This window comes from Candidatus Zixiibacteriota bacterium (assembly GCA_036480375.1).
In the GTDB taxonomy this organism is placed as follows: Bacteria; Zixibacteria; MSB-5A5; order GN15; family JAAZOE01; genus JAZGGI01.
In genome coordinates this window covers 139,116-151,932 of sequence record JAZGGI010000028.1, presented here as the reverse complement: position 1 = coordinate 151,932, position 12,817 = coordinate 139,116, and the positions used below count along the sequence as shown (strand labels likewise).

Sequence of the window (12,817 nt, the reverse complement as noted above, 5' to 3'; positions counted from 1 at the left end):
TTAAAAGGGAAGGAAAGTAGCGTTGAAAAATTTTTATGTCACCACGCCGATTTATTATGTAAACGATAAACCGCATATAGGACATGCTTATACTTCAATCGCCGCTGATTTTTTCTCACGATTTCACAAAATCGCCGGAAGAAAATCGTTTTTCCTGACCGGTACTGATGAACATGGTTCCAAAGTCGCCGATACGGCCGCGGCCGTGGGGAAATCGACGCAGGAGTTTTGCGATGAAGTGGTTAAGCATTTCAAGGAAACCTGGAAAACGTTGGGACTGGAGCATGATTATTTCGTCAGGACGACAGATGAGCGGCATATTAAGGCGGTCCAAAAACTACTTACAATTCTCAAAGAGGCCAGGACCCCCGATGGTCAGGATGTTATTTATGAAGGCGTCTATGAAGGTTTATACTGCACCGGTTGCGAGAAATTTGTGACGGAAACGGATTTGGATAACGGGAATTGCTCAATACATAAAAAACCGGCGACTCCGCTCAAAGAACGCAATTACTTTTTCCACCTCAAACCGTATATCCCGATTCTCAAACAAATGGTCGAAAAGAATGAACTGGTAATTCTGCCGGAAGAGAGGCGCAAAGAAGTTCTCGGTCTATTAAATATTGATCTGCCTGATTTTTCAATTTCGCGTGAAACCGTTAAATGGGGTGTTCCGCTGCCATTCGATCCTAAACAAATTGCCTATGTTTGGATTGATGCCCTCCCCAATTATATTTCGGCCATTGGTTATGAAGATAATCAGGAACAGTTTGATACCTGGTGGAATCAAGCTGAGGTCGTGCATTTGATGGCCAAAGAAATTCTCAAGTTTCATACAATATTTTGGCCGGCGATGCTCATGGCGGCGAAAATTAAATTGCCGGACCGGATTTTTCTTCACGGCTTCTTTACAGTTAATGGCGAAAAGATGGGCAAATCAGCCGGAAACATGATTGATCCCAAAGCGATGGTCGATATTTACGGCGTCGACGGTACCCGTTACTTGCTATTGAATCAATATCCGTTTGGAGTTGACGGTGATGTAAAAGAAAAGGAATTCGTCATTCGCTATAACGCCGATCTGGCTAATGACCTGGGCAATTTAGTATCGCGAGTTGCCAAAATGACAGAGCAGTTCTGCGACGGCATAATTCCCAAACCGTCCGATGAAACGCCCGGTCAGCAAAAAGTGATGGAGATGGCCGAGAAACTTGCGGGAACCGTCTATGATCATGTTCGGAATTTCAGGATAACCGATGCAATCAACAATTCTTTGAACCTGGTTCGGGCGACCAATAAATTTATCGAAAACGCCGCCCCGTGGAAGCTGGCCAGGGAAGGAAAACTCGATATCGTTGGCGGAGTATTATACACCGCTGCAGAATTGATACGAATCGCCAGTATATTATTGTATCCGATAATGCCGGCCAAAATGAGAGAGGTCCGGGAAGTTTTCGGGCTTAGCGATGATACCCTGACGTTGCGTTCCGCCAGTACCTGGTTTGATTTGCCCAGTGGGAATAAAATAAATATCAAGGGCTCAATCTTTCCCCGGCTGGATGCCAAAAAGGTCCCAACATTGGTCAAAGCACAACAATCCGAAAATGAACCCCCGGATGAATCGGGACTAATCGAGATTGATGATTTTGTCAAAGTGAACCTACGGGTCGCCAGAGTGATTATAGCCGAAAAAGTTGAGAAGGCGGATAAGTTGTTAAAACTGCAAATTGATTTAGGTTCGGAACAACGGCAGATTGTGGCGGGGATCGCCGAGCATTATAATCCGGAAGAAATAATCGGAAAAAATATTATCCTCGTCGCCAATTTAAAACCAGCCAAAATCAGAGGTTTAGAATCAAACGGCATGCTTCTGGCCGCCAGGAAGGACGGTGTGCTGAGGCTGGTTACGGTTGACGGAGAGATGAAACCCGGCGCCGGCATAAGTTGATAAATTTTCGATTCTCTTATGATAGATACTCATTGCCATATTGATTTCCGGGATTTTGATAATGACAGGGAAGACGTTATCGTACGTGCCTCCGAATACGGAGTTGACCGACTAATTAATATCGGGGCTGACATGGACTCGACCCGGAGGTCATTCCGACTGGCAAATGAATACGATAATGTATTCTGTACAGTGGGAATACACCCGCATGACGCCAAAACCCTGACCGATGAATTCCTGACGGAAATGAGAAAAATGGCCGAGAATCCCAAAGTCGTTGGCATCGGCGAAATCGGCCTTGATTACTATCGGGATTTATCGCCGCGCAAGATTCAGCGCGCGGCCTATATAAAACAGCTTGACCTCGCCGCTGAGCTCAAAATGCCGGTTGTTATTCATGTTCGCGAAGCGCTCGATGACGCCTTTGAAATAATATCCAACTATATTGGCCGGTTATCCGGGGTGTTTCATTGTTTTCCGGGAACAGTTGAACAGGCCGAATGGGTAATTTCCGTGGGATTTCATGTCTCGGTCAATGGCGTTATGACCTACAAAAATTCCAAAATGGCACATATCGGTCGGGAAATCGATTTGACAAAAATATTAATTGAAACCGATTGCCCGTATTTGACGCCAGTTCCTCACAGAGGCAAGAGAAATTGTCCGGCTTATGTTAAATTAGTCTGCGAAAGATTGGCTGAACTGAGAGATATTAGTATTGAAGAAGCGGATAAGATAACGACTCGTAATGCCGAAAAACTATTTCGGCTGGTAGAAATGTTTGAGTAATGACTAAAGCCAAGAAATCTCTCGGGCAACATTTTCTTATCGATCCCCTGATTATCAATCAAATTATCGAGGCGCTAAATCCTCAGCCCGGTGAAACCATTTTGGAAATAGGTCCTGGGGAAGGGGTGCTTACATTGCCTCTCGTGAATTCCGGAGCCGATATTGTCGCGGTTGAGCTCGATCGGCGACTGGCTCCCGGACTCGCCAAAAAATTTTCGGGCAAAGAAAATTTTCGAGTTCGCGAAACCGATATCCTGACGGTTAATCCGCAGGAAGCGGGACTGGATATTTTCGCCGTCATCGGCAATTTGCCATATAATATCACGACTCCGATAATGGATTGGCTGATGATGTATCATGCCCAAATCAACCGTGCCGTTTTTATGATGCAAAAGGAAGTCGCCGACAGGGTGACCTCACCGCCGGGCAAAAAAGCTCGTTCGACGATATCGGTTTTGACATCATTGTATTTCGATAGCGAAATAATTTGCCCGGTGCCTCCCGACTCTTTTCGTCCTCCCCCAAAAGTCGATTCGACAGTCGTAAGATTTACCCGGCATGACTCCCGGTATCAGATTTCGGATATAAAGCGGTTTGAGAAATTCGTCCGAAATAGTTTTTCGGGAAAGCGCAAATCTCTTTTGAATAATCTTAATTCAGCGTATCCTTTGCCCCGAGCAGAACTGGAAAAAATAATTGTAAAGCTGACAAATTCATCAACTACCAGAGCCGAGCAACTCGAACTCGACGCTTTCATAGAATTGGCGGATACCATATTTCAACAGCTTTAATATCGCCCATAATTTCTTGCCTTGAATGGGCGGAAATCCATATCTTCAATTTATGAGTACATCTGCGGAATTAAAAAAAATCAATACCGAGGAATTATCCAGACCTCAAAGATTGGATAAGTATCTGGCATCTCGGGAAGATCTGGAATTGTCGCGAGCTTATATCCAGAATCTGATTAGTTCCAATTATGTCCGGGTTAATGATAAGACGGTATCGAAAAATTATAAATTAAAAGGCGGCGAGACGATTGTTATTCAAATTCCTCCGCCGGAAAAATTGGATTTAACCCCTGTAGATATTCCGCTTGATATTGTCTATGACGATGAACATCTCGCGGTTGTCAATAAACCGGCCGGACTGGTTGTTCATCCCGGAGCGGGCAACAAATCACATACTCTCGTTAACGCTTTGCTTTATCATTTTAAGGGGCTATCCGATCATGATTCGTTTAATCGCCCGGGAATCATCCATCGCCTCGATAAGGATACTTCAGGATTAATAGTAATCGCCAAAGATGACTTATCCGCGCGGAGGTTGCGAGAGCAATTCGCGGCCCGGGAAGTCGAGAAAATATATCATGCCATAACTTGCGGTCACATGCCCGAAGAAGAAGGCACGATTGAACTTCCTATCGGCCGTTCTCTGCGCGATCGGAAAAAAATGGCGGTTACAAATTTGAAATCACGAAATGCAATTACTCATTATAGAGTTCTGAAGAGGTTTTGGATAAATGATTATGTCGAAATCAGGCTGGAAACCGGACGAACTCATCAAATACGCGTTCACTTAGCTCATTTTAACCGGCCGGTACTGGGAGATCCGGATTATGGCGGTGGACAAAAATGGTTAAAAGGAATTGACCCGTCCCACAGAAAAACCGGTAAACATTTGCTGTCTTTGATTGACCGTCAAGCATTGCACGCCAAATCGCTTGAATTTATTCATCCGATTATGAATAAGAAAATATTTGTCTCAAGTAATCTACCTGAAGACATGGATCGGTTATTGAAATATTTACGGGAATTCTGCGCAGCCTAAATTTATTATTTGACTTTTTTCAAAATAGGGACAAATCGCCAGGATTCGGAAGCATTTGACAGTTTTATTTTCGGATCTACCGCACCGTAGCGATCTACTATTTCAAATCTGCCCGATAGCTCAACGAATGCTTCAAAAGTCTTAATTGAACAACGCCGGTATCGATCAGGGAATTCATATCGTTTTTTCCCTTCCGGCGTAGTCACATCGAATGAAACAACAATATCATCAATCTCGGTCAAGGCATCGAATTTTTGATCATCTCCGCCCCAGTCGGTCATGACCTTTATATCACCGCGAGTCATTTCCCAGGTATTCTTGACAGTTGGTTTTTCATCCCCATAAAAATCGCGGGGATGAGCGGTGGAAATAATATAAATGCCTCCATCAGTTAATAAGTTGGCTGCGCAATTGAAATTATCAATGATATCTTTATTTGTCAAAAGCTGGGCAAAGGAAGCCATCAGCATATATACGAGATCGTATTTCTTATCGCTTTTAAACGACCGCATGTCGCCTACAAAAATATCCGCTTTGATATTTTCTTTTGCGATTAATTCTTGTGTGTATTTCACCATGGCCGGTTCGATATCCAAACCGACCGAAACAACGCCTCTTCGTGCGATTTCCCGGGTATGATAGGCCGGACCGCAGGCCATCTCAAAGGCGGACTTTACTTTTCGACCGATCTGTTTCTCAGAGATTCCCAAAAGGAAGTCAACCTCTTCGGATACGTCGCGAAAATCAAAAGCGATATCATATATTTGTGGGAGAGTATAAGTTTGACGGGGCTTTTCAAGGTCAACGTCTTTTTCTTTTTTTTGATCAGGCATATACGTCCTCTCTAATAATCGAGTGCAATATACTACTTATTTAGAAATTTGAAAAACCTATTCAATCGGGAATTTTTACTATCTTGACAAGTCACCTATATGCGACTACTTTGGCGGGTACTATGGAAAATAAAAATAAGATCGATTATGCGTCGGCGGGAGTGGACCTTCAGGCCGCCGATGAAGCGCTGAATAAAATAAAGAAGCTGGCGCGGACGACTTTCAATGACAACGTGCTTTCGGATATTGGATCATTCGGAGGCTTATATAAACCGCCATTAGAGAAATTCGAAAATCCGGTTCTGGTATCATCGACCGACAGCGTCGGAACGAAATTGAAGCTGGCGTTTATGACCGGAATTCATAACACTGTCGGCCAGTGCATCGTCAATCATTGCGTCAATGATATCCTGGTTCAGGGAGCGATGCCTTTGTTTTTCATGGATTATATTGGAGTCGGGGTGTTAAAACCCGAAGTCGTGGCACAGATTGTAGAAGGATTGACAATTGCCTGTCGTGAAAACGATATGCCCCTTCTGGGTGGTGAAACCGCCGAGCTTCCCGGTTTTTATAATCCCGGCGAATATGACCTGGTGGGGACGATTGTCGGCATGGTTGACCGGGATAAAATCGTTGACGGTTTGACAATCACTGCTGGCAATATTATCTATGGTCTGCCCTCGGTGGGACTGCATACCAACGGCTATTCCCTGGCGCGGAAAATATGTTTTGAGATGGCCGGATTGCAGGCTGATTCCTATGTCGAAGAAATCAAAGGAAAAATCGGCCCGGAGCTATTGAATGTACATCGCAGTTATTTAAAACCGGTTACCCGACTGATGAAAGAAATTGATGTTAAGGGGATGGCTCATATTACCGGCGGCGGTATCGCTGGAAATCTTATCAGGATTATTCCGGAAAATCTCAGGGCTGTGCTGAAAGTGGAAAGTTGGCCTGATTTACCGATTTTTGAATATCTTCAAAAGCAAGGCAGTGTTGCCGATAACGATATGTTTGATGCCTTTAATATGGGCATCGGGTATATTGTGGTAGTCGACGAGTCTGACACGGGCAAAACCGAGAAAACCCTTTCGAATCTTAACCAGGAATTTTATCGAATCGGGGAAGTTGAAAAGGGCGTTCGTGAAGTTGTCATTAAATAGAAGTAAAGTTTCTCTAAACATCCTTTTATCGGACGTATAGTATTCAATTATGATTTTACTCTGCATTTTAGACGGTTTCGGACTCCGTTCCGAAAAAGAAAATAATGCTGTGGCTGCGGCCCGAAAACCGAATCTGGATAAAATTTTTGCCACGTGGCCAGGCGAACCAATTGATGGTTCAGGGTTGGCGGTGGGATTGCCCAAAGGCCAAATGGGTAATAGCGAGGTTGGGCATCTGAATCTTGGCGCCGGACGGGTCGTCTATCAGGATATTACTCGGATTGATAAATCCATTGACGACGGTTCATTCTTCAAGAATGAGGTTTTGGTATCGTCAATCAAGAAAACCGCAAATGCTGGTAAAGCGGTGCATCTTATCGGACTTGTTTCAGATGGCTGTGTGCATAGCTCCATGAATCATCTCGACGCGCTGATTCGTTTAGCCCGGGATTTGAACACGCCGGAATTGTATCTGCATGCTTTCCTCGATGGTCGGGATACGTCGCCGACTTCCGGTGCTGGATTTGTTCAGCAGGCGCTGGATATGTTTGAAAAATATCAAATTGGTTCTATCGCGACGATTATGGGACGATACTGGGGGATGGACCGGGATAAACGCTGGGATCGGATTGAACGGGCTTATCGAGCGATTGCCTTAGGCGAAGGGAAAAAAGTCGATAATCCCATTCAGGCGATTAAAGACTCGTATAAGGCGGGCGTAACCGATGAATTCGTCGAACCGACAGTATTGAATTATGATGACCGAGGCGGCAAGGTACAATCGGGCGATTTGGCTTTGTTTTTCAATTTCCGGGCCGACCGGGTGCGGCAACTTAATCATGTCTTTGAAGGCAACCAATTTTTGCCAACGCTCGATACCGATAATGGCCTGAAAGTTAATCTCGTCAATATGACCATCTATGATGAGAAATTGAAAACTCCCGAGATTGCTTTTTCTCCCCGGAGGATGAAACGGCTGTTGGGCGAATTGCTGGCGGAGAATAATCTCAAACAATTACGAATTGCCGAAACCGAAAAATACGCGCATGTCACTTATTTCTTCAATGGTGGAAATGAAACGCCATTTCCGGGCGAAGACCGCGAATTGATTCAATCGCCGAAAGTCGCCACTTATGATTTACAGCCGGAAATGTCGGCGCTTGAAGTGACTTCCAGAGTTATTGAAGCAATCGAATCTGACAAATACGAAGTCATTGTCCTCAATTTCGCCAACTGTGATATGGTCGGACATACCGGAATAATTGAAGCCGCGGTCAAGGCGGTCGAAACGGTTGACGATTGCGTCGGCAAAGTATTAGATACTCTTATATCAAAGGGCGGAATGGGAATCTTAACTGCAGATCACGGTAACGCGGAGATGATGGTTGATCCCGAAAACGGCGGGCCCCATACCGCTCATACGACTAATCTTGTCCCCTGCCATCTCATCAACGGACCTGATGGCGCAAAATTACGGTCGGGAGGGAAATTGGCCGATATCGCTCCGACAATGCTTCAGCTATTAAATATAAAAAAACCTATTGAAATGGACGGCGAGTCGCTGTTAATTTAGCTGGTGCCGAAGATTTTCCATTATATTGCCAAATCTATCTGGCCTGATGATTTAACCCTGCGCCAGGAAAGATTATATTTACTATTCTTTGCGGCTCTTTTGGCCGCCGCCTGGCCGCCTTTACCTCTGGGATTTCTGGCCGTGATCGCGTTGATTAAGCCTCTGGATATAATATCCGGAAAGCCATTTGGGTCGGCGTTTAAGCAGGGTTATTATTATTCGTTTTTCTATCATTGCTTTTCGCTTTATTGGATTGGCTGGGTGACCATTCCGGGAACAATCGCGGCCATCGGAATTATTTCTTCCTATTCGGCCTTTGTGCTTGCTCTTTATTCGGCTCTTTATCGAAAATCAAAAAAAGTGGCGTTAATATTATTGCCGTTTCTGTGGGCAGGCGTCGAATACTTCAGAACTTTACTGGAGATTGCTTTCCCGTGGTCAAACCTGTCTTACACTCAAGGCGCATACACCGCTTTTATACAGATATGCAAATTCACCGGGGACGCCGGCATTACGATAATCCTGGTCGTTGTCAATATTTTGCTCTGGCAGGCATGGAAAAATAAGAAGCCATTATACGTTTTCATCGTCGGACTTCTGATCGGGCTTCCGACAATTTATGGGGCAATAGTTTTATCTCAGGCGGAGCCGAGTAATGAGGGTCCAATTAAAGTTGCGCTTTTGCAGGGGAGTTTGAGTATTGAGGAAAAATGGGATCCTGATAATAAGGAGTACAGTTTTTTCCTGTATGATTCCCTGGCGGTTGAAGCCGTTTCGGATTTCTCCCAGAGCAAACCTGATTTAATTATTTGGCCCGAGACGGCAGCGCCGGCATATTTATTATCGGAATATCGCCTGACGCGAATGGTGGCGCAAACGGCACGGAAAGTTGAAACGCCAATGCTGGTCGGCACGCTCGATTTTACGAGGATGGATAAAGACAACGTAAAAAGCTATAACGCGGCAGTACACTTTAACGCCGACGGTTCTCATGACAAACCGTATCACAAAAATAAATTGGTTCCGTTCGCTGAAACGGTACCCTATAGTGAATATGTTCCCTGGCTGGCGAATCTTTCGTTGGGCTGGTCTGATTTTGAGCACGGCACTGAGCTTCCCGTATATGAAAGCGAATTTGGCGGGTATGGCGTTTTGATATGTTATGAAGTGGTTTTCCCTGAGCTGGTCAATCAGTACGTTAGAAACGGCGCTGATTTCCTGGTCAATATAACCAATGATACCTGGTACGGATATTCATCGGGGCCGTATCAACATGCCGGAATGGCAGTATTTCGCGCGATAGAAAACAATATTTATATTGCCCGCACCGCTAATAGCGGTTTTACGTATTTCGTTGATAATTTCGGGCGAATATACAATAAGAGTAATTTGTACGAAAAAACAATCGTCCGTGGTCAATTGAAACCGGTACAAGGATTGACTGTTTTTAATAAAACCGGCCCCATCCTGGGGCAATTTGGCCTGTTGTTAATTGGATTATTGAGCATTATATTATTTGGACTATGGATAAAAGAAAAAGCCTCTGCCTGATAGTAATTTTCTCGCTCTTGGTGATTTGCCTTTTTTCAATAAAATTAAAGGCTGAGATAAGAGAATGGACAACTTATACGTCTTTTGGTAATACCAGGGACGCTGTAATATATAATGGGGATATATGGTTCGCGACCACCGGTGGTCTGGTCCGCATCAACCCAGAGGATATGTCTTTTGAAACGTATTCCAATATCGACGGTCTTCAGACAAATCAGCTTTTTAGCCTGTATATAGATGATAAAAACAGATTATGGGTTGGAGGGCACGGACGGCTTGTTAACTTCACCAATCCGAATAATCCCGATGGATATTTATTTACCGATAATGACGGCGTTCTTCTCGATATTGAGGATATTGACGGGGTCACCGGAGGTGATTCATTGTGGTTGGCCAGTCGCGCTGGATTAATACTTTTTCTGCCCGGTGACAATTTGACAGAAGGTTTGGTTTTAGATACTTATAATCGATTTGGAGATATTGACCGGGATACACCGGTTCGAACGATAGCGCTGGATGAAGATAATATCTGGATCGGTTCCGATGCCGGGCTGGCGGTGGGGTCGCGATTTGATATCAGGCAACTGAAAGCTCCGACCGGATGGACATCATATCTGCCATCTGATTTATCCGGCCCCACGTTTGATTCAATAAAAGCGCTAACTATTAAAAATGGGGAAATCTTCGTTGGCACCCCGGCTGGAGTTTATCAATTTAATCAGTCTATCCCCGAATTTACGAACCTGAATTTGTACGGTAATCCTTTGATCTATAACCTGTCGGCTATTGGCGATTCGATCATGATAAATAGCACTCGCGGTTCCTCTATATATTATAATGGCGTCGTTTCCGGATTGCCGACAGCCGGCTTATCGATACCGCATGCTACGTGCGGAACGATTGACGCGAATAATCTTTATTGGCATGGGGGATTAGTTGACGGTATTTTTTATCAGCAGGGCAATGAATTGACTCCTTTTCCGGTGGGGAGTCTGCCCTCCAATGATTGCCGTCAAATAGTCGCGGCTCAGGGAAAAATCTGGGGTGCCTTTTGGAATGCGGGGTTGGCGTATCTGGAAAACGGTATTTGGACTTCGGTAGATTCTGTGGTAGGAGGGATATATAGTCTTGGAGTCGGTCCTTTCGGTGAAATCTGGGCCGGCACCTGGGGGAACGGTGCCTTTCGTATCCTCGGCGACAGTATTATACATTTCACTTACCATAATTCAGCCTTATCGGGTATTGCCGAGGCTCCCCAATTCGTTGTTGTAGCCGATATTCATTTTTCAGGAGACGCAATCTGGTTTGCTAATCTGCGCGCCGCCGAAGGCGAACTGGCTGCGGTTAATCCTTATGACCTTGAGCAATGGCAAAGTTATATATTGACCGGAGGCATTCAGGCCGAATGGGTAGAGACGGTGACCAGCGGTCAGGGAACGGTATATATCGGTTCGGCTAATAATGGCATATTCGCTCGCCTGTATAATGGCTCGCCGTTTTACGCCGCCGATGATTTTACCTGGCAATTCACTTCGGCAAATTCAGGTATCGGTTCGGATATTATTCAATATTTGAAAGTCGATGGATATGATTCGCTTTGGGTCGGAACAGCATTCGGATTGTCATATCAATCTCTGGGGGAAGTAATCTTCACCAATGAGACATTGCCCATTGATTTTGGGCCGGAGACTACCGCGATTAGTTTTGACGGTCAGGGGACACTGTATTCCGGTTCCGGGCGGGGTATAGCGATACGCGATATAGCGACCGGAAATTATGAACATATCACTGAGAAAAATTCAGGGCTGGTCTCGGATGTAATCAACGATATCTATTATGATTCCGATGATAAGGCGTTATGGATTTCGACTCCGGCCGGAATTTCGAAAATGATGCTGCCGGCCAGATTGGCTGCCGATAATGTTGATGAAGTGCTGGCCTATCCTAACCCTTATACTATCCGAACCGGTAATGAAACAGTACGTTTTAATTATTCGGGGTTATCCGAGATAAGAATCTTTTCCTCGGCCGGCGAATTGATTCGTGAGATTCCCGTAACCGGTATGTGGGATGGGCTTAATAGCGCCGGTCAACCGGTAGCGTCCGGAGTATATCTATTTACAATCACCGCCCGCGACGGTGAAGTGGGGCGAGGGAAAATTTTTCTAATCCGCGAATGATAGAAATTCGAATTATAGATCGCCGCTACCTCGATGAACCGAGTTGGGAGAACTTGGCGCGGCGCGGATCTTTTTACCATACTTTACAGTGGGTAGATATATGCGCAAAAGGAATTCCCGGGCGGGGAATTTTTGTGTGCGGATATGAGAATGATTCACTTCTGTGTGGAATGCCCGCAATAATTTCCCGGCGGATGGGTGCCAAATCATTTTATTCCATGCCCAACGGAACCTATGGAGCGGTTCTTTGGTCGGAAGATATACTTAGTGATCATAGGGAACAATTTGGACGAGGACTAATTGATTATTTTACGGAAAACAGTTTTTCCCAGGTAATAATTGTCGATTACGCTAATAGCCTCGGATTCTGGCAAAATCGCCGCTTTTCTTCAGAATCGAACTCAACCCATATTCTCGATCTTCGCGGTGAAAATGATTTTTCTCCTCCCAAAAAAGTCATGACTGAAATCAAAATCGGTGAGAAAGCGAGAGGCGAGGTCATCAGGATTACTGATGATCATTGGCTTGAAGAATACTACGCTCTTTATCTCAGAAATGAACTAAGGCATGGACGAAGCAGGCCGCTTTATGAAAAGAGATTTTATGAAGCGATAGTAGAAAAATTGAAAGACTCTGATAATTTGTATTGGAATGGATTAATTGTCAAAGATCGGCTAATCGGATCACAAATTCATTTCATCCATAACAAGGCTCAATATTACTGGCAGGCGGTTTCGGATTTCGATAAAAGAAATTTCCGCCCCGACTATCGGCTCCTTTATGATGCAATAAAATATAATCGAAACCAGGGAGTGCTGACGGTTAATCTGGGTGCCTCACCCGCCGACGCGGAAGGATTAGTGTTTTTTAAAGAACGTTGGGGCGGCCGCAAATTCAAATATCCAATCCTGACCAATAAATCGAAGCTTAGGAAATTATTGGGGCGTTAG

10 protein-coding genes are annotated in these 12,817 nt (G+C 44.8%); 9 read left to right on the top strand and 1 reads right to left on the bottom strand.

Features of this window, described 5'->3' with window-relative positions:
- Positions 1-22 precede the first annotated feature (22 nt).
- From metG to V3V99_09010, 4 genes are read left to right on the top strand one after another with little or no spacing between them, the layout of a single operon-like run.
- The gene (metG, locus tag V3V99_09025; GenBank protein ID MEE9442796.1) at positions 23-1,948 is read left to right on the top strand and encodes a methionine--tRNA ligase; all 1,926 of its coding nucleotides are present in this window, start codon (positions 23-25) and stop codon (positions 1,946-1,948) included.
- Positions 1,949-1,966: 18 nt separating this feature from the next.
- Positions 1,967-2,737: a TatD family hydrolase gene (locus V3V99_09020; GenBank protein ID MEE9442795.1), complete on the top strand. Its 771-nt coding sequence runs from the start codon at positions 1,967-1,969 to the stop codon at positions 2,735-2,737.
- A complete protein-coding gene (gene rsmA / locus V3V99_09015; GenBank protein MEE9442794.1) occupies positions 2,737-3,528 on the top strand; it encodes a 16S rRNA (adenine(1518)-N(6)/adenine(1519)-N(6))-dimethyltransferase RsmA in 792 nt (263 codons plus the stop codon). Before V3V99_09020 ends, rsmA begins: the two co-directional genes overlap by 1 nt.
- Positions 3,529-3,580: 52 nt before the next feature.
- Positions 3,581-4,567, top strand: a complete 987-nt coding sequence (locus tag V3V99_09010; protein MEE9442793.1) for an RluA family pseudouridine synthase — start codon at positions 3,581-3,583, stop codon at positions 4,565-4,567.
- A gap of 5 nt (positions 4,568-4,572) precedes the next feature.
- Here V3V99_09010 and V3V99_09005 read toward each other — a convergent pair whose 3' ends face one another.
- Complete coding sequence (locus tag V3V99_09005) at positions 4,573-5,400, bottom strand: class I SAM-dependent methyltransferase (protein MEE9442792.1); 828 nt, start codon at positions 5,398-5,400, stop codon at positions 4,573-4,575.
- 122 nt (positions 5,401-5,522) lie between these two features.
- Here V3V99_09005 and purM point away from each other — a divergent pair, with 122 nt between their 5' ends.
- The 5 genes from purM to V3V99_08980 are packed head-to-tail and all read left to right on the top strand — an operon-like array spanning position 5,523 to position 12,817.
- Complete coding sequence (gene purM / locus V3V99_09000) at positions 5,523-6,563, top strand: phosphoribosylformylglycinamidine cyclo-ligase (GenBank protein MEE9442791.1); 1,041 nt, start codon at positions 5,523-5,525, stop codon at positions 6,561-6,563.
- 49 nt (positions 6,564-6,612) lie between these two features.
- Positions 6,613-8,136 (top strand): 2,3-bisphosphoglycerate-independent phosphoglycerate mutase, encoded by a 1,524-nt coding sequence (gene gpmI / locus V3V99_08995; protein ID MEE9442790.1) that lies wholly within the window; start codon positions 6,613-6,615, stop codon positions 8,134-8,136.
- A gap of 3 nt (positions 8,137-8,139) precedes the next feature.
- Positions 8,140-9,687 carry an apolipoprotein N-acyltransferase gene (lnt, locus tag V3V99_08990; GenBank protein ID MEE9442789.1) on the top strand — a complete coding sequence of 516 codons (1,548 nt, stop codon included), beginning with the start codon at positions 8,140-8,142 and terminating at the stop codon, positions 9,685-9,687.
- The gene (locus V3V99_08985; protein ID MEE9442788.1) at positions 9,660-11,867 is read left to right on the top strand and encodes a hypothetical protein; all 2,208 of its coding nucleotides are present in this window, start codon (positions 9,660-9,662) and stop codon (positions 11,865-11,867) included. Before lnt ends, V3V99_08985 begins: the two co-directional genes overlap by 28 nt.
- Entirely contained in the window at positions 11,864-12,817 is a 954-nt protein-coding gene (locus tag V3V99_08980; GenBank protein ID MEE9442787.1) for a GNAT family N-acetyltransferase, read from the top strand. Before V3V99_08985 ends, V3V99_08980 begins: the two co-directional genes overlap by 4 nt.

What these genes read in the sequence shown, in the direction of transcription:
- V3V99_09020 (MEE9442795.1), top strand. Translation starts at nt 1,967, where the DNA reads ATGATAGATACTCATTGCCATATTGATTTCCGGGATTTTGATAATGAC.
- rsmA (MEE9442794.1), top strand. Translation starts at nt 2,737, where the DNA reads ATGACTAAAGCCAAGAAATCTCTCGGGCAACATTTTCTTATCGATCCC.
- V3V99_09010 (MEE9442793.1), top strand. Translation starts at nt 3,581, where the DNA reads ATGAGTACATCTGCGGAATTAAAAAAAATCAATACCGAGGAATTATCC.
- V3V99_09005 (MEE9442792.1), bottom strand. Translation starts at nt 5,400, where the DNA reads ATGCCTGATCAAAAAAAAGAAAAAGACGTTGACCTTGAAAAGCCCCGT.
- purM (MEE9442791.1), top strand. Translation starts at nt 5,523, where the DNA reads ATGGAAAATAAAAATAAGATCGATTATGCGTCGGCGGGAGTGGACCTT.
- gpmI (MEE9442790.1), top strand. Translation starts at nt 6,613, where the DNA reads ATGATTTTACTCTGCATTTTAGACGGTTTCGGACTCCGTTCCGAAAAA.
- V3V99_08985 (MEE9442788.1), top strand. Translation starts at nt 9,660, where the DNA reads ATGGATAAAAGAAAAAGCCTCTGCCTGATAGTAATTTTCTCGCTCTTG.
- V3V99_08980 (MEE9442787.1), top strand. Translation starts at nt 11,864, where the DNA reads ATGATAGAAATTCGAATTATAGATCGCCGCTACCTCGATGAACCGAGT.